The organism is Butyricicoccus pullicaecorum DSM 23266 (genome assembly GCF_900167005.1).
Classification (GTDB): Bacteria; Bacillota; Clostridia; order Oscillospirales; family Butyricicoccaceae; genus Butyricicoccus; species Butyricicoccus pullicaecorum.
In genome coordinates this window covers 186,557-204,032 of record NZ_FUXW01000001.1, presented here as the reverse complement: position 1 = coordinate 204,032, position 17,476 = coordinate 186,557, and the positions used below count along the sequence as shown (strand labels likewise).

19 protein-coding genes are annotated in these 17,476 nt (G+C 55.9%); 10 read left to right on the top strand and 9 right to left on the bottom strand.

The window, feature by feature from the left end; genetic code table 11:
* Nucleotides 1–20: 20 nt before the first annotated feature.
* A complete protein-coding gene (locus tag B5D52_RS01090) occupies nt 21–1,145 on the top strand; it encodes an SLC13 family permease (RefSeq protein ID WP_016147794.1) in 1,125 nt (374 codons plus the stop codon).
* Between the two features lie 38 nt (nt 1,146–1,183).
* Here B5D52_RS01090 and B5D52_RS01085 read toward each other — a convergent pair whose 3' ends face one another.
* Nucleotides 1,184–1,411, bottom strand: coding sequence for a helix-turn-helix domain-containing protein (locus B5D52_RS01085; protein ID WP_016147795.1), 228 nt, complete (start codon nt 1,409–1,411; stop codon nt 1,184–1,186).
* A gap of 153 nt (nt 1,412–1,564) precedes the next feature.
* On the opposite strand from B5D52_RS01085, the gene B5D52_RS01080 reads away from it, so the two are divergent.
* Nucleotides 1,565–2,074, top strand: coding sequence for an OB-fold protein (locus tag B5D52_RS01080; RefSeq protein ID WP_016147796.1), 510 nt, complete (start codon nt 1,565–1,567; stop codon nt 2,072–2,074).
* Between the two features lie 56 nt (nt 2,075–2,130).
* On the opposite strand, the gene B5D52_RS01075 is transcribed toward B5D52_RS01080, so the two are convergent.
* The 4 genes from B5D52_RS01075 to B5D52_RS01060 form a co-directional block, all read right to left on the bottom strand.
* Nucleotides 2,131–3,045 carry an asparaginase gene (locus B5D52_RS01075; protein ID WP_016147797.1) on the bottom strand — a complete coding sequence of 305 codons (915 nt, stop codon included), beginning with the start codon at nt 3,043–3,045 and terminating at the stop codon, nt 2,131–2,133.
* A 34-nt stretch (nt 3,046–3,079) separates the two neighbouring features.
* Nucleotides 3,080–4,225 (bottom strand): iron-containing alcohol dehydrogenase, encoded by a 1,146-nt coding sequence (locus tag B5D52_RS01070; protein WP_016147798.1) that lies wholly within the window; start codon nt 4,223–4,225, stop codon nt 3,080–3,082.
* 604 nt (nt 4,226–4,829) lie between these two features.
* Nucleotides 4,830–5,378, bottom strand: coding sequence for a M48 family metallopeptidase (locus B5D52_RS01065; RefSeq protein ID WP_016147799.1), 549 nt, complete (start codon nt 5,376–5,378; stop codon nt 4,830–4,832).
* A gap of 66 nt (nt 5,379–5,444) precedes the next feature.
* On the bottom strand, nt 5,445–6,374 hold the full coding sequence (locus B5D52_RS01060; protein ID WP_078689084.1) for a zinc dependent phospholipase C family protein: 930 nt from the start codon (nt 6,372–6,374) through the stop codon (nt 5,445–5,447).
* 271 nt (nt 6,375–6,645) lie between these two features.
* Here B5D52_RS01060 and B5D52_RS01055 point away from each other — a divergent pair, with 271 nt between their 5' ends.
* The 3 genes from B5D52_RS01055 to B5D52_RS01045 all read left to right on the top strand — a co-directional run bounded on the left by B5D52_RS01055 (nt 6,646) and on the right by B5D52_RS01045 (nt 10,584).
* Nucleotides 6,646–7,329: a response regulator transcription factor gene (locus B5D52_RS01055; RefSeq protein ID WP_016147801.1), complete on the top strand. Its 684-nt coding sequence runs from the start codon at nt 6,646–6,648 to the stop codon at nt 7,327–7,329.
* 23 nt (nt 7,330–7,352) lie between these two features.
* Nucleotides 7,353–8,795 carry a sensor histidine kinase gene (locus B5D52_RS01050; RefSeq protein ID WP_016147802.1) on the top strand — a complete coding sequence of 481 codons (1,443 nt, stop codon included), beginning with the start codon at nt 7,353–7,355 and terminating at the stop codon, nt 8,793–8,795.
* Between the two features lie 151 nt (nt 8,796–8,946).
* On the top strand, nt 8,947–10,584 hold the full coding sequence (locus B5D52_RS01045; RefSeq protein WP_016147803.1) for a S1C family serine protease: 1,638 nt from the start codon (nt 8,947–8,949) through the stop codon (nt 10,582–10,584).
* A 64-nt stretch (nt 10,585–10,648) separates the two neighbouring features.
* On the opposite strand, the gene B5D52_RS01040 is transcribed toward B5D52_RS01045, so the two are convergent.
* Genes B5D52_RS01040 through B5D52_RS01030 form a run of 3 tightly spaced genes read right to left on the bottom strand, consistent with a single transcriptional unit; the run spans nt 10,649 to nt 11,992 of the window.
* On the bottom strand, nt 10,649–10,873 hold the full coding sequence (locus B5D52_RS01040; RefSeq protein WP_016147804.1) for a DUF4318 domain-containing protein: 225 nt from the start codon (nt 10,871–10,873) through the stop codon (nt 10,649–10,651).
* A 13-nt stretch (nt 10,874–10,886) separates the two neighbouring features.
* Nucleotides 10,887–11,543: a DUF4318 domain-containing protein gene (locus B5D52_RS16200; protein WP_016147805.1), complete on the bottom strand. Its 657-nt coding sequence runs from the start codon at nt 11,541–11,543 to the stop codon at nt 10,887–10,889.
* Nucleotides 11,540–11,992, bottom strand: coding sequence for a LytTR family DNA-binding domain-containing protein (locus tag B5D52_RS01030; RefSeq protein ID WP_016147806.1), 453 nt, complete (start codon nt 11,990–11,992; stop codon nt 11,540–11,542). Before B5D52_RS01030 ends, B5D52_RS16200 begins: the two co-directional genes overlap by 4 nt.
* Nucleotides 11,993–12,231: 239 nt before the next feature.
* Here B5D52_RS01030 and B5D52_RS01025 point away from each other — a divergent pair, with 239 nt between their 5' ends.
* The 4 genes from B5D52_RS01025 (at nt 12,232) to B5D52_RS01010 (ending at nt 15,182) form a co-directional block, all read left to right on the top strand.
* Nucleotides 12,232–12,873, top strand: a complete 642-nt coding sequence (locus tag B5D52_RS01025; protein ID WP_016147807.1) for a hypothetical protein — start codon at nt 12,232–12,234, stop codon at nt 12,871–12,873.
* A 163-nt stretch (nt 12,874–13,036) separates the two neighbouring features.
* Nucleotides 13,037–13,357, top strand: a complete 321-nt coding sequence (locus B5D52_RS01020; protein ID WP_016147808.1) for an MGMT family protein — start codon at nt 13,037–13,039, stop codon at nt 13,355–13,357.
* A gap of 107 nt (nt 13,358–13,464) precedes the next feature.
* Nucleotides 13,465–14,964 (top strand): Na+/H+ antiporter NhaC family protein, encoded by a 1,500-nt coding sequence (locus B5D52_RS01015; RefSeq protein ID WP_016147809.1) that lies wholly within the window; start codon nt 13,465–13,467, stop codon nt 14,962–14,964.
* A complete protein-coding gene (locus B5D52_RS01010) occupies nt 14,964–15,182 on the top strand; it encodes a hypothetical protein (protein ID WP_040332536.1) in 219 nt (72 codons plus the stop codon). Before B5D52_RS01015 ends, B5D52_RS01010 begins: the two co-directional genes overlap by 1 nt.
* A gap of 127 nt (nt 15,183–15,309) precedes the next feature.
* On the opposite strand, the gene B5D52_RS01005 is transcribed toward B5D52_RS01010, so the two are convergent.
* Nucleotides 15,310–15,912 (bottom strand): FMN-dependent NADH-azoreductase, encoded by a 603-nt coding sequence (locus B5D52_RS01005; protein ID WP_016147811.1) that lies wholly within the window; start codon nt 15,910–15,912, stop codon nt 15,310–15,312.
* A gap of 213 nt (nt 15,913–16,125) precedes the next feature.
* On the opposite strand from B5D52_RS01005, the gene B5D52_RS01000 reads away from it, so the two are divergent.
* On the top strand, nt 16,126–17,460 hold the full coding sequence (locus B5D52_RS01000; protein ID WP_016147812.1) for an MATE family efflux transporter: 1,335 nt from the start codon (nt 16,126–16,128) through the stop codon (nt 17,458–17,460).
* The last annotated feature ends 16 nt before the right edge of the window (nt 17,461–17,476 follow it).

Below are 17,476 nucleotides of genomic sequence, written 5' to 3'. Positions count from 1 at the left end.
CATATCTTTCGGAGGCCTCCATGCGCTATCATTCCCTGCGCGCATTCGTCCACGGAGAACCGGTTCTGTCCGCCTCTCTGGTCTGCGCGGTCATCTCCATGTTTTTCGCGCCGCCTTCCGCGGCTTATCTTGGTTACATAGACACCCGCGTGCTCATCCTGCTGTTCTGCCTGATGGCGGTCGTGTCCGGCATGCAGAAATACGGTGTGTTCGACCTGCTCGCGCAAAAGCTGCTCGCCGGACGGCACGCCCTGCGCACCATCGTCCTGCTCCTGACCCTTCTGCCCTTCTTTACCTCCATGGCCATCACAAACGACGTCGCGCTCATCACCTTCGTCCCCTTCGCCATTCTGGTACTCGGTCTGGTCGGTCAGCGCGCGCTGCTCATCCCGGTCATCGTCCTGCAAACGGTCGCGGCAAACCTTGGCAGTATGGTCACACCGGTCGGCAACCCGCAAAACCTGTTCCTGTATGCCAGCTATGAGCTGTCCGCTGGTCAGTTCTTCGGCGTGGTTCTGCCCTTTGCACTGGTCAGTCTGGTCGGCGTCGCTGCACTGGCACTGTGCCGCAAAAGCTGCACCCTGCAAGTCAGCTTCGCTGAGCCCAAGCAAATTACCGACGGCAAGCGCGTGACCTTCTTCGGTGTGCTGTTTATCCTGTGCCTGCTCACCGTCTTTCATGTGCTTCCCGATCTTGCCCTGCTTGGACTGGTCTGCCTGTCGCTGCTCCTGATCGACCGCGACATCTTCCGCCGCATCGATTACGGTCTGCTGCTGACCTTCGTGTGCTTTTTCCTGTTCGCGGGCAACATCGGCTCGCTGGACGGCGTGCGCACCAGCTTGCAGAACATCGTCGGCAGCTCTCCCCTGCTGGCATCCCTGGCCGCCAGCCAGATCATCAGTAACGTCCCGGCTGCTGTCCTGCTACGCAGCTTCACCGAAAACTGGCAGGCGCTGCTGCTCGGTGTCAACATCGGTGGTCTGGGTACGCCCATCGCTTCGCTGGCCAGCCTGATTTCGTTCCGCTTCTATGCGCACACGCCTGAGGCCAAACCCGGTCGTTATCTGGCCTGGTTCACCCTCATCAATGTTGTGGGACTGGTCATTCTGGTCGCACTGGCTTGGGTGCTTGGGTATCTTGGCTGACTTCATTGAAAAAGACGCTCCGCATGGAGCGTCTTTTTTCATGCCCGAAAGTCAAATAATTCTCTGGGGTTCAGTTCTAATACTTCGCATAAGCGAAAAATGACATCCAGCGAAACACCGACTGTCGCCAATTCGATCGCACTCATATGGCTCCGGTCAATGTCCAAAAGCTCTGCCAACTGCATCTGTGTATATCCACGATCTTTTCTGTAATACGCGATATTCAAACCCAGTTTTCGATAGGACTCTCGATAGTTTTTATCCATTTGACTCACCTCATAACGATAGTATGGGGAAAGCCTTTCTCATTAAACCTTTTATCACACATCTTTTGACTGTTGACACAAGTCATTATATGCGCTATGATAGAGAAAACTGAATTCAGGTTATTTCAAAAAGAAAAAGGAGCAGGGAATCTCATGAAAAACACAAATGAAAACACGCATAAAAAAGCCTGGTACAAAAAGTGGTGGGTCTGGGTCGTCATTGTGATCATCGCAGCCGCAATCGCTTCTTCCGGCGATTCGAATTCGGATAGTTCTGTAACCGAGCCACAGTCTACCGCATCCTCGGAATCTTCTGCAGCCAGTCAGCCCGCTGTCACAGAAGAGACTGCACTCGCTATTTCAGCAAAAGACCTGCTGGATGCTTACGACAACAACGAAGTCAATGCAGACAACCAGTATAAAGACAAATTATTGTCCGTTACCGGCGTCATTTCGGATATTGGTGTCGTTTTAGACCAAACTTACATCTGCATCAATGGCGGCGGAGACTTTGAAATTCTGTCCGTACAATGTTATTTTGCAGACGAAACAGAAATCTCAGAAAAAGTAGCCGCACTGTCCAAAGGTCAGACCGTCACCATCACCGGCACTTGCAGCGGCCAATCGCTCAATGTAGAATTAAAGGACTGTATCATCGGTTAAGAACCGACAAAAAATCCCGGATCAAAACGATCCGGGATTTTTCTTTTCTATCAATATTAGATTTCACCGCACTGGATGGCCGCGATAGCGTCCTCAATCGTGCGATGACCGAGCGATACTGCGCCCATAGCCTCGGCACGCTTGCCAACCTCGTACTTATCCAGATTGACCGAGCCCGACAGGCACTGGGTGGTGACATAGACCTTAGTACCGCTGTGGATGAGCTTCTGGACAACCTTTTCCAGACGAATCGGGATACCGCCCGAGCCGTAGCCCTCAATGATGACCTTCTTATAGCGAGACAGGAAGGTGATAATGGACGGGTCGAGGTCGGGTACCAGCTTGAGCAGCACGAAATCCGAGTCGATATCCTCGACGAACTCGGGCTCACCGCCCAGCTTGGGCACGATATCCAGACGGACATTGCCCTCGCGGTCGATCGTACCGGCAAGCGGTGCGTTGATCGAGCGGAATGCGTTCATGCTCTCGCAGTCCACCTTGACCACGTGGTTGCCGCGGATAATCTGTCCGTGCAGCACGGCAGCGACACCAACATAACCCGCACGAATGACGCGGAAGGCGTCGAGCAGGTTGCGCTCGGCATCCGAACCGGGCACGCCGATGGGCTTCTGCGCACCGGTCAAGATAACCGGCTTGTTGAGGTTGCGCAGCATGTGATAGAGCAGCGCCGACGTATAGCCCAGCGTATCGGTACCGTGTGCGATGACAAAGCCATCATACAGATCATAATTTTCACGGATGATGCCGGCCAGCTTGACACGGTCTGCCGTTGTGATATCGGTCGAGTCGATGGAGAACGGATTCTCTACGACGACCTTGCAGATCTTGGGCAGCTCGGGTAAAAACTCGATCAGCTGCTCACCGGTCAGCGAGGGTGCCAGACCACGTCCGGTCTCACGACAGGCGAGCGTGCCGCCGGTCGCAATCATAAGTACATGTTTGAGTGACATAATGCGTTACTTCCTTCCGGAGAAAAATGCGAGTTTAGCGATAGCTGCGCGACAGAATGCCGATGACGTCATCACGGGTCAGCTGCTTGGCATCGACGCGGAACAGACCGCCCATATCAGCGAATGCATGGTCGGCGTACTTGCCGAAATCACCGTTTTCCATGCCGTAATCGCTCATTTTCAGGTTATCGACACCGCACTGCTTTTGCAGTTCGGCCAGAGCCGCGACAAAATCACCGTCTGCGCGGCCGAGAGCGTGCGCCATGTGGGCAAACTTGTCGGCGCAAACGTCGGCGAACAGTTTATAGTATTCGAGCGAAATCATAATCAGACCAGCGCCGTGCGGCAGCTTGGGATGGAAGCCGGACATAGCATGCTCAATGGCGTGCTCAGACGTACACGAGGACAGGCTCTCGACAAAACCAGCTAGGGTGTTCGCCAGCGCGACATCGGCGCGCGCTTCGGCATCCGAACCATCCTGTACCGCACGGGGCAGCGACTTGCCAATGAGCTCGATCGCCTTGAGAGAATACATCTCGCTTACCGGGCTTGCGATGGTCGCCAGATAGCCCTCGCAGGCGTGGAACAGTGCGTCAAAGCCCTGATATGCGGTCAGGTGCGGCGGTACAGTCATCATAAAATCGGGATCGACGATGGACAGCGTCGGGAAGGTCTTGTCATTACCGCCGCCAATCTTTTCCTCGCCGTTGGTGACGACCGTCCAGGGGTCGGCTTCCGTGCCCGTGCCCGCAGTCGTCGTAATCGCCACGATCGGCAGGGGCTGATTCTTGATCTTCTGACCCTTACCCGATCCGCCGTAAACGTAGTCCCACCAATCGCCGTCGTTGGTGGCCATAACAGCCGCAGCCTTTGCGGTATCGATGGACGAGCCGCCGCCCAGACCAACGACAAAGGTACATTCCTGCTCGCGGGCGATGGCAGCGCACTCGCGCACGTTCTCGATGGTGGGATTGGGCTGTACATCGCGGTATACGGTCATCTCATGACCGGCCTCAGCCAGTGCCGCACAGACTTTATCAACATAACCGAGCTTTGTGGTGGACGAACCGCCGGTGATCAGCAGACCGCGGCCTGCCGGCAGCGGTGCGCGGGACAGCTTCTTGACGCTGCCTGCACCGAAAAAGATGCGGGTCGGCATATAGTAACTGAAGTTTTTCATCGGAAGACTCCTTTTCAGACGCGTGGGTTTCAAAAGGTGGGCTGGTGATAAAAAACAGCCCGACACTATTATTATAACAGACTGCCGAGCGAATAAAAAGAGGGGCAAATGTAGAACTTAAACGGTTCTTTTTGTACAAAAATAAGCCCGAAAAGTCCTTGACGGTACCCCTATCCGGTGGTAATATAATACCAACAAAAGAAATGAGGTGAAAACAAAAGCTACTTACCATCTTCTCATTATTTGAAATCTTACTGAAAGGGGTGAGTCCCATGGTATCAGAAATTGAACAGGAGTTCCGTACCGCGCGGCTCGCCGGTGCCCACTAAGCCGAACAGCCGACGGAAACGACGTTCTCTGGGAGCATTCCGATGGGCATACTGATGAGTATGGCTCCGGCAGACTACGCGCCGATGGAAAGTTTTCGATAAAGACCCTGGCAGATAGGCCAAAGATCGAGGCGCTGCGGAGAAACGGAACAAAAGGGCACAATTGAATAGTTTGAAATAACAAGGGCTGCACGGGTGTGCAGCCCTTTTGGGAATCCCTCGTTTTCCATTACAAAGGGCGCACCGTTCCTCCTTCGGTGCGCTCTTTTTATGCCTTACCCCAGCGGGTGCGCACGCTCCCATGCGCGCAGCTCCTTCCGACGCAGAACGAAGTCGGGCAGATAGCGCATCCCCTCGGCATAAAAGTCCGCGCTGTGATTTTTCTGACGGATGTGGGACAGTTCATGCACCACGATGTAATCGCGCAGGGCTTCGGGCAGCAGCATAACGCGAAAAGAATAGCAAATGCGGTTCTTGGCCGAGCAGCTTCCCCACCGGGTCGCAGCTGCCGTGATTCGCACACCGGTCGGCTGAACGCCCATGCGCGCCGCCCAGTGCGCCGTCCTGACCGGTAAATCCCGCTCGGCCTGCTCGGTGAGATTGGCAATCTCATCCGCGGTCAGGATGTGCCGCTGCGCTGCCCGGGCGGTCTGCCGCGCGATCTGGGTCTGTACCCAGTCCTGATGCTGATACAAGATCTGTTCGGCCTGCGCTTTGGTCAGTCTGCGTCCGCCGCGCACCTCGACCTGTCCCTGTGCATTCACCCGAATTTGGATGCTCTTGCGCTTTGAGCGGATGATGGTATAGGCAAACGGCAGAATCATAGGTGTTCTCCTCTTTCGGACAGACAAAAAGCCCGCTCCCAAGCGGGCTTTCTTTGATGTACAGATTTACGGTTTCTGTCTGCGGTAATTGCCGTTGTCAAACGGCTCATAGTACGACAGATTGAGCATCCAGCCCGAGTCGAACTGTGCTGCGTAGCTGCTGGCAAGCTCGGCCGCCTTGTCCTTGGCCAGTTCAAACAGCTCGATGACGCTCTCGGTGCACACGACATCCGGGTTCCACAGGTTGCGCCACGGCGAATGCGACTCGTTGAGCGCATCCCACTGGGGCAGGCCGGTCTTGATGTGCGAGGTCAGCAGCGGACCCTTGCCCAGCAGTCGCTCGACCGTACGTGCCGGTCGGCTCAGGCCGCGTCCGCCCTGATAGAACAGCCGCTGGCAGGCCAGCATCTCGGCAAATGCCGGGCGCAGCTCGCTGGTCGGCACGTCCACGCGCAGCACGCAGCGAATGAGGTGATGCAGGATGACCGACACGACCGCGATCTCCTGGTCGTTCATCTGATAGGCTGCGGTGGGCAGGTGCAGGTGATCGCCCTTGTAGCGGTCATACAGTGCGCAGTCAATATCGGTCTCGATCTGGCAATGGATGGCCGAGGCATTCTCTCCGGGCATGGCGCGGATGCACTCGTGCTCCTGATAATATACGTAAGGATGAATGGTACTGTCCAGTGCGTAATGGCACAGGAAGCCGTAAAAATAGGCGGATGCGATATCATGGCTTTCATCGGTCAAGCGGTTGACCGACTCGGCAAAGACGGTAAACAATGCGTCGGTGCGTTCCTCATGCAGCCGGTTGCCCAGCTTGTGCAGCGGACTGCCGGCGTATACCTTGTGGAAAAAGAGCGGGTCGGGCCCTTGCAGACCCCAACGGAATACCGCAGGATGCAGAGCCGCAGCGCGCTGGGCAGCAGCCGGGAATACGGCAAGCGCCTGTTCGCCCAGCAGATCATGGGTCATAAAGTCCGCCATCTTCATCATTCCTTTCACACGATTTCTATGCACTCTATTATACAGGATGAAAGGGCGTACGGAAAGAGCGTGTGCAAAAAATAATGTATTTTTCCAGATATTCCCCGTTTCTCTTCGCTGTGCGCATCCCCAGTCTCCGACACCAGCTGAACTGTTTTGTCCGTGTTTTACAAATCCTTCATGCTTTCGCGCAGGCGATGGTGTATAATGATATTATAGGGTAATGTGTCGGCCAGACCGACACCCTGATACATACGAGAATAAAGGTGGGAATCCCAACATGAGCAATAAAAAAATCCTGATCGTCGAGGACGACGAGAATATCCGCGAGCTGCTGCGCCTGTACCTCGAGCGCGAGGGCTATGACATTTCCGAAGCGGAAAACGGTGCGATTGGTCTGTCCAAGTGGAAGGCAGAAAACCCCGATATGATGCTGCTCGACGTGATGATGCCGGTCATGGACGGCTGGCAGGTCATCCGTGAAATCCGTGACTCGGGCTCGAGCATGCCGGTCATCATGATCACGGCCAAGGGCGAGACCATGGACAAGGTATCCGGTCTGGAGCTGGGTGCCGACGACTATATTGTAAAGCCCCTCGAGATGCGCGAGGTCGTCGCCCGCGTGCGCGCTGTGCTGCGCCGTCTGTCCCCCGACGACAGCGGCAAACTGTCCTTTGACAACCTCATCATTGACAAGCAGGCTTACGAGCTCATCATCGCGGGCAAGCATGTGGACGCTCCCCCGAAGGAGATTGAGCTTCTGTACTTCCTCGCGCAGAGTCCCAACCGCGTATTCACCCGCGCCCAGCTGCTCGACGACGTGTGGGGCTTTGATTACTTCGGCGATACCCGCACGGTCGACGTACACGTCAAGCGTCTGCGTGAAAAGCTCGAGGGCGCGTCGGACAAGTGGGAACTCAAGACCGTCTGGGGTGTCGGCTACAAGTTTGAGACCAAAAACTGACCGCATACCAGGGGGAATCCAAGTTGAAACGAAGCTTTTTTGCAAAAAATTTCATTTCCTCGGTCATTTTGATTCTGGTGGCCTTTGGACTGGCCGGCGGCGCGTTCTTCTATCAGATGGATCGCTATTCCAAGTCGGAAAAAGAGTCCCAGCTGTCCGCGACCGCGGAATCGATCTCTGAGCTGACCAGTCTGGCGGTACAGACCGGTGACAGCCTCAATGTCGCCGTGCTCGATGCCTCGCTGCGCACCACCGCCAAGCAGAACCAAATGAGCATCATCCTGACCGACCTGTCGGGCAATATCCTGCTGCGCGTCGATCCCGACACCGGCAGTTACCGCAACAGCGGCACCATTCCCCAAAAGGTCGTCAATGCCATCACACGCGACAGCGTCTATTCCTCGGTGGGCACGCTCGGCTCGGTCTTCTCGGAAAAGCACTACATCGTCGGCGCGCTGTGTGAAGACAGTGCGGGCAAGGATCTCGCGCTGGTGCTGATCGCCGCGAGCAGCGAGCGTGTGGTCGGTGTCCTGCAGGAAATCACCCAGATTTTCCTCATTATCATCATCATTTCGCTGGTCGGTGCGCTGGTCGTCTCCTACTTTCTGTCTAGCCGCATGACCCGTCCGCTCAAAACCATGGCAAACGCGGCCAAAGAATTTGCAGCCGGTGATTTCAGCGTGCGCGTCCCCGAGGACAACCACTGCGACGAGATCGACGAGCTTGCCACCTCGTTTAACAACATGGCACGCGATCTGGAACAGCTCGAGGAGCTGACCCAGGGCTTTATCGGCAACGTATCCCACGAGTTCAAGACCCCGATGACCACCATCAGCGGTTTCGTCGACGGTATGCTGGACGGCACCATCCCGCAGGATCAGCAGCGCAAATATCTGGTTGTCATCTCCGAGGAGGTCAAGCGCCTGTCCCGCATGACCATGAGCATGCTCGCGGCGGCAAAAATCCAGTCGGGCGAGCTCATCATCAGCCCGGTTCCCTTCGACTTCTCGGAAATGGCAAGCCAGATTCTGCTGTCCTTTGAGCAGAAGATCACAGCCAAGAACATCGACGTCGAGGTCGACTTTGCCGACCGCCTGATGGTCATGGGTGACCGCGACCACGTCTTCCGTGCGGTCTACAATCTGGTGGACAATGCGGTCAAGTTCATCGACGACGGCGGCAAGCTGCGCGTCACCGCTTACCCGGCCGGCGCATTCTGCGAGTTCTCCATCTGCAACACTGGCGGCGGTATCGCGCCTGACGATATCCCGCACATCTTCGACCGCTTCTACAAGACCGATCGCTCGCGCTCGCGTGACCGCTCGGGTGCCGGTCTGGGACTGTACATCGTCAAGAATATCATCAACCTGCACGGCGGCGATATTTCGGTGCGCTCGGACGGCGGTGAGACCGAGTTTTCCTTCACCCTCCCGCTCGCACCCGTCACCAAACCCAACAAGAAATAACGTACACTGCCCAAGGCTTCGGCCTTGGGTTTTGTGTGAAAAAACGGTTATGTAAAAAAGCGAGAATTCACGGAATATTCATATTTGTGACAACAAAGTATCACAATCCGTGCGTACAATAAAGACAGATCAAAGGAAAGGGTGTTAGATCATGGATCTTCAGAATAAAAACAATTCCAATAACAATCCCTGGGAAAGCAACGATACATCTTCTCAGACCACACAGAATGAACCCACCACCGAACACGACGCATTCCATCCGGTTGAGGACGACGCACAATATCCCGACCAGCGCGTCTTCGAGCAGCCGTCGGACATTGCTTCCGACCGCATGGATACCCAGCCCCGACCGCTCAATCCCGAGCAGTCGTACCACACCAACACCGGTGCACAGCAGTCGTTCGATCCGAACGCACAGCAGCCCATGAACCAGCCGTCTCACCCGGCTTACGCAACCTATCAGGAGTGGATGCATCAGGAAGACAAGCGTGCTGCCAAGCATGCCCGCAAGCTTGCCCGTGCAGAGCGCCGCAAGAACCGCAAGTTTGGCCGCAAGCCCGTTCTGATCGCCGGTTCGATCGCCGCAGCCTGCGTCCTGCTGGTCGGCGGTATCGCCATCGGCAGCTCGATGAGCGGCGGCGCGGACAACAATTCTTCCTCGGTTTCGGCGACCTCGGTCAACTCCAACCTGCCGTCGGTCAACATCTCCAGCCCGACTACGACCTCCAACTCCACCAATGACGGCCTGTCCGGCGAGGAGATTTACGCCAAGGTTTCCCCCTCGGTTGTCTCCATTCAGGCGGTCAACCTGACGAGCGGTGAGGGCGGTACCGGTTCGGGCGTCATCATGAGCGCGGACGGCTACATCATCACCAACAACCACGTCGTTGTCGATGAAAACACCGGCGTACAGCAGGACAAGATCACCGTTTACATGTCGGACGGTACTTCCTTCCCGGCTGAGGTCATCGGCCTTGATGAGCAGACCGACCTTGCAGTCCTCAAGATCGACCCGGCAGGTACCACCCTGACCCCGGCAGAGTTCGGCGACTCGAATTCTTTGCTGGTTGGTGAAGAAGTTTACGCCATCGGCTCCCCCGGTGGTCTGGATCTCGCCAACACCATCACCGGCGGCCATATCTCGGCGCTCAACCGTGACATCACCATCGATGACCGCGTGATGAGCCTCATCCAGACCGATGCTGCCATCAACCCCGGCAACTCGGGCGGTGCGCTTATCAATAAGTATGGTCAGGTCATCGGCATCACCTCGGCAAAGCTGGGCATCAGCTACTATGAGGGTCTGGGCTTCGCAATCCCGATGGACACCGTAAAGCCCATCGTTGACGAACTCATCCAGAACGGCTACATCGCCGGTCGTCCGCAGATCGGTATTTCCGGTCAGAACGTTTCCGAGCAGCAGTCGGCAGCCTACGGCATCCCGCAGGGCGTGCGCGTCATCAATGTTGACTCTCGCTCCAACGCAGCCGCAGCCGGCGTACAGGCAAACGACATCATCACCGGCATCAACGGTACCGAGGTCACCGACATGGACGGTGTCAACGCGGTCAAGGATGAACTGTCCGCAGGCGACAAGATCACTCTGACCCTGTACCGCATGTCCACCGGCAAGACCTTCACGGTTTCCTTTGCACTGAACGATCAGCACGACCTGCAGGGCGATGACCCGGCACTGACGCAGGAAAGCGAGCAGAACCAGTACAGCCAGGGTCAGGACGGTCAGCAGTACTACAACCAGAACCCCTTCAACTACTTCTTTGGCTGGTAAACCTCTCTGAACCATATAAATAGAAAAACCGCTCCTCAAACAGGAGCGGTTTTCTTTGGCCTGATTACAGTTTTCGGCATTTGATGCCGTAGTTTCCCCGACTGCCCGGTTCATATCCCCGGTAAATCTCATGCGGAACACCGTCGATCTCTACGGTATCATCCTCTAAAAAGCGGCAGGTGTGACCGTTTTCCCGGCAATACCGCTCGATCGCCTGCTGTGCGTCCGCGACCGTCGGATAGGTGGATTTGTCATAGGTCACCCAGAACGATGGATGCAGCCATTTCATAGAGAATCCCTCCTCACAGCTCGGTGAATTTCAGGAACCACCCGGGCACATAGCCGTAATAGACACCCAGCTCGACCCGGTGTTTGACGCCGTTCATCAAAACAATGGCCGGTTTGTCGCGCTCAATAAACTGATAGTCGATGTGGTTTTTGATGCAGTAGCGCTCGATTTCGATGCAGAAAGCTTCGATTCCCTTGGGGCAGTCGTCCAGATCAACGATCAGACTGGCCGGCATGACCGTCGGCGTGCGCGTCCCCAGTGCGCCATTGAGCGCCTTAGCCATGCGTCGCGCCATGCTGTATTCGACCGTCCACAGGACGGCGAGCAAGATGAGGTTGAACAGCAGGCAGCGCTCCAGCACGTCAAAACCGGTCAGGCGGAAGAGCAGCCACCACAGAAATGCCGGAAGCACCCAGATATATCGCGCATTGAGACCGGACAAGTATGGTGTCGCCGGTCTGCGGCGCGGCGGTCGGCGATGCCACGCCATCAGCAGCACACCGGCCAGCATGTAGAGTACGGTCATGCATGGCAGCAGGTTCATCCAACGGGCAGAGATCGCGCTGTCCCCGAAGCTGTACACGGCAAAGAGCGCGGACACCATCAGGGCAAGTCCCAGACTGATACCGGACAGCAGCTGACTGCGGCACAGCTGCAAAAATCCCTTCATAACGTCCCCTCCTTCAGTCGCTCACGCAATTCTCTGGCATATTTGCGGGAGATATAGACATATTCTTGATTTGCCAGTCTGGCACGGATAAGGCCATTGGGCAGGGGTTCAAAACACTCGATGCGGTCTAAGTTGACCAGCACCCCGCGTGCGGCCTGCACAAAGCTCTGCGGTAGCAGACGCTGCACCTGATAGAGCCGTTCGGGCAGCGTCAGCACGTCGTCCATCGTGCACACGCGCAGCACTTCGCCCTCGGTCTCGATGCAGCAGACGTTCTCACAGTCCACCGGCACGGTCTGATCTCCCTTGCGGCACAGCAAGCGCACCGCGCGAAAATATTCCTGTTCCAAGTACCGTACCAGTCGGTCGGTCGCTACATCCTGCGCATGCAGGTGCAGGACGGCGTACTCCTCGGCCTCGGCCGGGATGCGTTTTTGCAAGACCTTCATGTGCACATTCCCCCTGTTCTGGCTTCAGTATACAGTCTGGCGTTCCCATGTGCAAGTCCTGCGCGGTAAGCGGTCATATAGCGCCGGTAAGTGGTCAAAGTGTTGAGGAAACAGCTGGTTTTCGTGCAGTTTTTTCGCAGTCCGACAAAAACCAAAAAATTTTTTAGACTTTCGGAACTTTTTCCGGCAACTGCGCGTCTTAATATTAGATAGAATTCGATGAAAGGAGCTGATCGGGTATGAACCGTGCCCCCATTATCCTGGGCATCGCGCTGATCATTGCAGCGATTGCACCCGGACGTGCACAAACGACAGCAACCGCAGCACCCACCGAACAAAACGCGGTCGTGCAGCAGATTCCGCTTGATGCGGCACAGCAATCCTCTACTTCCCTCAAAACCGCCGACGGTTTGATGGAAGGTTTTACCTACTCCCTGACTTTTTCCCAGCCTGACGGGCTGACCGGCGAGCTGACCAGCGTGCAGAGCTATCCCAACCAGTGGGACAGCGCCGAAGTAGATCGGCTGAGCACGGCACAGGCGATCGAGATGACCGGCAAATGGGACAGCGTGCCCCAGGCCACCAATCTCACCCTGGAAACACCCGGCAAGGACATCGAACGGGTGGAAGTTGAATTTGATCCCAATACCGCCTACGACCCGAAAACCGGTCTGCCGATGACCGAGTTATCCAACTACTCGGTGCAGAGCGTCAGCATGATTCCCTCGGAAGACGGTGAAGTGACCGCCTGCTCGTTCCCGGTCTCCTTTCTCTCTCCCGACGGAGAGCAGGACTATGACCAGGTCTTCTGTATCATCCATATCACCTTCCGCGACGGCGACAGCTGCGATATCGGCTGCGCGCTGACCCGAAAGGCTTAAATTCCACATTGCCAATCTTCTCCTCGCCCGGGGTATGCGATTTCTTTCGTGTGCTCCGGGCTTCTTTCTGCCTTTTGAGGCTGAATTGCGTGCAGATACTTGCCCTGCGCATCAAAACGCGGTACACTAAGCAAAATAAGAACGTTTCACGGGAGGATTCCGAATGAATAGTTATGAACGTATTTATGCCGTCGTGCGCAGTATCCCGCGCGGAACGGTTGCAACTTATGGTCAGGTTGCCCGTCTGGCAGGCAATCCCCGCTGGGCGCGCGTGGTCGGCTATGCACTGCATGTCAATCCCGACCCGGACGGCATCCCCTGTTATCGCGTGGTCGACCGCAACGGCTGTACGTCGAGTGCCTTTGCCTTCGGCGGCAGCGATATTCAGAAAGCATTGCTGGAAGCCGACGGCATCCCCTTCCTGCCCGACGGTCGAGTCGACCTCGCCGCCTGCCAATGGAACCCAAATCAGGAAATCTTATAATCCGTGCAGGAAATGAGGTAAAAAACTTGTAAAAATATGTCGCGCCGTGTATAATGATTAGACGGATAGAAACTAGTATCAAAAATTATAAGTAAGGAGAAAAACACATGAGCGCAACAATTTTTGCGGTTCTGCCTCCGATTATCGCAATCGCGCTTGCGCTGATCACCAAAGAGGTTTACTCCTCTCTGCTGATCGGTATTTTCGCAGGTGCATTGTTATTCTGTGGCGGCAACCCGCTGCACGCGACCGAGACTACGTTCTCGATCATGGGCAGCAAAATCAGCGACAACATTGGCATCCTCATCTTCCTGGTCATGCTGGGTATTCTGGTATCCCTCGTGACCAAGTCGGGCGCGTCCCGCGCCTACGGCGAATGGGCATCCCACGTCATCAAGAGCCGCCGCGGCTCGCTGCTGGCAACCTCGTTCCTCGGCATGTTCATCTTCGTCGACGACTACTTCAACTGCCTGACCGTCGGTACGGTTATGCGTCCGGTTACCGATAAGTACAAGGTTACCCGCGCAAAGCTGGCCTACATCATCGACGCGACCGCAGCTCCCGTGTGCATCATCGCACCGATTTCCAGCTGGGCAGCTGCCGTCACCTCCTCTCTGCCCGAGGATGCAGGCATCAATGGCTTTACTCTGTTCCTGAGCACCATCCCCTTCAACCTCTACGCACTGCTGACGCTGGCATTCATTCTCTGGCTGATGATCGCAGACGTTGACTTTATGGCGATGGGCAAGTACAACAAGAAAATTCTGGAGAGCGGCAAGATCGACTCGACCGGCGAGGAATCCACGGTCATCTGTGGTTCGGGTTCGGTTAAGGACCTCATCATCCCCATCCTGTTCCTGATCGTTGCCTGCATTTCGGCGATGATCTACTCGGGCGGCGGTATTCACGAGCTGTCCTTCGAGGCGATTTCCAACGCATTCGCAAACTGCTCGTCCTCCGACGCACTGGTTCTCGGCTCCTTTGCCGCACTGGTCTTCACCTTCCTGATGTACGTTCCCCGCGGCATCCTGACCTTCAGCCAGTTCTGTGAGTCCTTCACCGCTGGCTTCAAGGCAATGGTTCCCGCAATCTTCATTCTGACCCTTGCATGGACGCTGTCCGGCATCTGCTCGGATGATTACCTTAACCTGCGCGGTTTCGTTGCTGGTTTTGTGAATCCTGAGTCGGCCATCGGTCTGTTCATGCCCGCACTGTTCTTCCTCATTGCACTCGGTCTTGCATTTGCAACCGGTACTTCCTGGGGTACGTTCAGCATTCTGATTCCGATTGCTGTCAGCATTTTCGGCGCAAACGAGATGCTCACCATCACGGTTGCAGCCTGCCTTGCAGGCGCAGTCTGCGGCGACCACATCTCGCCCATCTCGGATACCACCATTCTGGCTTCCGCTGGCGCACAGTGCCACCATATCGACCACGTTTCCACCCAGATCCCCTACGCGCTGTCCATTGCAGCAATCAGCTTTGTCGGCTATCTGGTTGCCGGTCTGTCGCAGAACGGCTGGGCTGGTCTGGCAGTCGGCGCGGTTCTCATGGTGATCTACGCTACTGTAATGACCCGCATGGCGAAAAAGGAAGCGCAAAAGTAATGTTGAAGCTTTCGCTCAAGCCTTTCTCGAAAGGCTTGCGGAGTCTTGAGGCAGAGCCTCAAGTCGCGCTCCGCAGAGCGCGAAATCCCTTTTTGAAACCCGGTGCCCGCCCCGGGTTTCAATTAAAACAAACAAAAAAGGAAAGACCAACCGAATGGTTGGTCTTTCCAGAGATTGCGCCGTCTGCGGACGGCGCTTTTATTTTTCTTTTTGGTTGATTTTCGCAAAGGCGAAAATCAAGAGGGGTTTCCGGACTCTGCGGAGTCCGTCTCAGGGCTCTGCCCTGAGAACCCGCGGCCTTTTGAAAAAGGCCGGCGAAAACTTTATTTCGCCTGCGGGCGGGAATTACAGGCGTTCTGCCACAGCGTGCGCCTGATTCTTCGCCTGTTCCAGAATTCCTTCCACGTCCGCGCCGTCAATATCCAATCCTTCTGCCTCCACGACATCGAGTTCCGGAATGCCCAGCATACGCAAATTAGTTTTCAGGAATCGTGCGGCAAAGTCATCTTCCCGTGCTGCGCCCTGCGAATAAATACCGCCCTTGGTGCCGAAAAATACCGCGTGTTTCGCCTTGCACAGGCCAATCTGCGAACCGTCTTCCCCATACTTAAAGGTCAGGCCAGCCGCGCAGATATGCTCAATATAGGTGTGCATGGCTGCTGGGAAGGTTCCCTCCCAGAACGGTGCCGCAAGGACGATCAAATCGGCCTGCTGAAACTGCACCGCCTGCGCAAACCACGGATTTGTCCAGTCCTGCTTGGCGACTGCCGCGTCTCGCTCGGCCAAAGTGTCCCCAAAGAGCGGAACCAGACGCAGTGTATTTAAATCCGCGATTTCCACCGTGCAACCGGGTTTTCTCGCGGTCAATGTATCCAAAAATGTCTGTGCCAGCATGCGTGTGCGTGACTGCGCTCCGCGAATGCATCCATCTACAAATAAAACGCGCATATTTTTTGACCTCCTTGTTCTCCCTCCACTTTAAGACAGATCAATCTGTCTGTCAAGTCCGGTCTCTCGAACGGTAAAACTGTACCATCTGCTGAAAATGGTCGATTTCCCGCCCTCTGCCCTTGCAGCAAACGGTGTTTTAGACGTATAATGAAAACCGAATGAAACCAAACGTCCTAAAAATAGGGCCAAATGAAAGGGGGCGCGTCACGGATGGTAACCAACCTGACCGAGGGACAACCCGGTAAAATCCTGTGGCGTTTTGCGCTGCCTCTGCTGTGCAGCGTAGCATTTCAACAAATGTATCAAATTGCGGACAGCATGATCGCCGGCCAGTGCGTCGGCGGTGCAGCGCTCGCCGCGATCGGCGTATCGTATCCGGTCACCATGCTGTTTATGGCGGTCGCGACCGGTCTGAATCTGGGCTGTTCGGTTGCAGTATCCCAGCTGTTCGGCGCACGTGAGTACGACCGCATGAAAACCGCGGTCTCGACCTCCATCCTCGCCAGCCTGTGCATCGCGGTGATCCTGACGCTCGGCGGTCTGCTTTTCTGCACCGACATGCTGCGCGGTCTGGGTACCGAGGACTACATCTTTGCCGACGCAGACCAATATCTGCGCATCTACTTTTACGGCATGATCTTCCTCTTCCTGTACAACATCTGTACCGGTATCTTTAACGCACTCGGCGACAGCAAAACGCCGCTCTATCTGCTCATCGGCTCGTCGGTCGGCAACGTCATCTTAGACTACGTCTTGGTTGCTTTCTTTGACCTCGGCGTGTCCGGTATCGCCTGGGCGACCTTCCTTGCGCAGGGTGTGGCATCCGTTCTGGCCTTTGTCATCCTGCTGTCCCGTCTGCGCGGTCTGCAAAGTGCACCGTTCCGCCGTTTTTCGGGCAATATGCTGCTGCGCGTCGCCTATCTGGCCGTTCCCAGCATTCTCCAGCAGAGCTTTATCTCGGTCGGCAACCTGTTCATTCAGTGGCTGGTCAACGGCTACAACTGGGAGATTGTTGGCGGTTATTCGGCAGCTATGAAGCTCAATAACTTTGTGATCGTCGGTCTGACCGCCATGGGCAGCGCAATTTCCAGTTTTTCCGCGCAGAACATCGGTGCAGGACGCTATGATCGTGTCACCCAGGGACTCAAAGCCGGTATGAAAATTTCGGTCGCAGTCGCGATCCCCTTCTCTCTGCTGTTCGCGCTGGGCGGCTCGCTCGTGATGCGCCTGTTCGTCGGTGCCGGTGAGACCGGTGTCATCGCAGCCGGTGCGCTGTTTTTACAGGTCGTTACCCCGTTCTACGCCATGATTTCGCTCAAACTCAGCGCCGACGGCGTACTGCGCGGTGCGGGTGCGATGGGGCCGTTCATGGTCTCGACCTTCTCCGACCTCATCCTGCGCGTGGTGCTGGCTTACGTCTTCTCCATCGTGTTGGGTCTCGGTGTCATCGGCATCTGGCTGAGCTGGCCGGTCGGCTGGCTGATCGGCACAGTGGCCTCGCTTCTGTTCGTCCGCTCGGGCATCTGGAAGCAGAAAAAAGCATAAACTCTTCCCTCCGGTG

Coding starts and splice junctions, on each gene's coding strand:
- B5D52_RS01000 (WP_016147812.1), top strand. CDS start 16,126: ATGGTAACCAACCTGACCGAGGGACAACCCGGTAAAATCCTGTGGCGT.
- B5D52_RS01085 (WP_016147795.1), bottom strand. CDS start 1,411: ATGGATAAAAACTATCGAGAGTCCTATCGAAAACTGGGTTTGAATATC.
- B5D52_RS01065 (WP_016147799.1), bottom strand. CDS start 5,378: ATGATTCTGCCGTTTGCCTATACCATCATCCGCTCAAAGCGCAAGAGC.
- B5D52_RS01080 (WP_016147796.1), top strand. CDS start 1,565: ATGAAAAACACAAATGAAAACACGCATAAAAAAGCCTGGTACAAAAAG.
- B5D52_RS01030 (WP_016147806.1), bottom strand. CDS start 11,992: ATGAAGGTCTTGCAAAAACGCATCCCGGCCGAGGCCGAGGAGTACGCC.
- B5D52_RS01060 (WP_078689084.1), bottom strand. CDS start 6,374: ATGATGAAGATGGCGGACTTTATGACCCATGATCTGCTGGGCGAACAG.
- B5D52_RS01015 (WP_016147809.1), top strand. CDS start 13,465: ATGAGCGCAACAATTTTTGCGGTTCTGCCTCCGATTATCGCAATCGCG.
- B5D52_RS01090 (WP_016147794.1), top strand. CDS start 21: ATGCGCTATCATTCCCTGCGCGCATTCGTCCACGGAGAACCGGTTCTG.
- B5D52_RS01055 (WP_016147801.1), top strand. CDS start 6,646: ATGAGCAATAAAAAAATCCTGATCGTCGAGGACGACGAGAATATCCGC.
- B5D52_RS01075 (WP_016147797.1), bottom strand. CDS start 3,045: ATGTCACTCAAACATGTACTTATGATTGCGACCGGCGGCACGCTCGCC.
- B5D52_RS16200 (WP_016147805.1), bottom strand. CDS start 11,543: ATGAAGGGATTTTTGCAGCTGTGCCGCAGTCAGCTGCTGTCCGGTATC.
- B5D52_RS01045 (WP_016147803.1), top strand. CDS start 8,947: ATGGATCTTCAGAATAAAAACAATTCCAATAACAATCCCTGGGAAAGC.
- B5D52_RS01040 (WP_016147804.1), bottom strand. CDS start 10,873: ATGAAATGGCTGCATCCATCGTTCTGGGTGACCTATGACAAATCCACC.
- B5D52_RS01010 (WP_040332536.1), top strand. CDS start 14,964: ATGTTGAAGCTTTCGCTCAAGCCTTTCTCGAAAGGCTTGCGGAGTCTT.
- B5D52_RS01025 (WP_016147807.1), top strand. CDS start 12,232: ATGAACCGTGCCCCCATTATCCTGGGCATCGCGCTGATCATTGCAGCG.
- B5D52_RS01005 (WP_016147811.1), bottom strand. CDS start 15,912: ATGCGCGTTTTATTTGTAGATGGATGCATTCGCGGAGCGCAGTCACGC.
- B5D52_RS01070 (WP_016147798.1), bottom strand. CDS start 4,225: ATGAAAAACTTCAGTTACTATATGCCGACCCGCATCTTTTTCGGTGCA.
- B5D52_RS01020 (WP_016147808.1), top strand. CDS start 13,037: ATGAATAGTTATGAACGTATTTATGCCGTCGTGCGCAGTATCCCGCGC.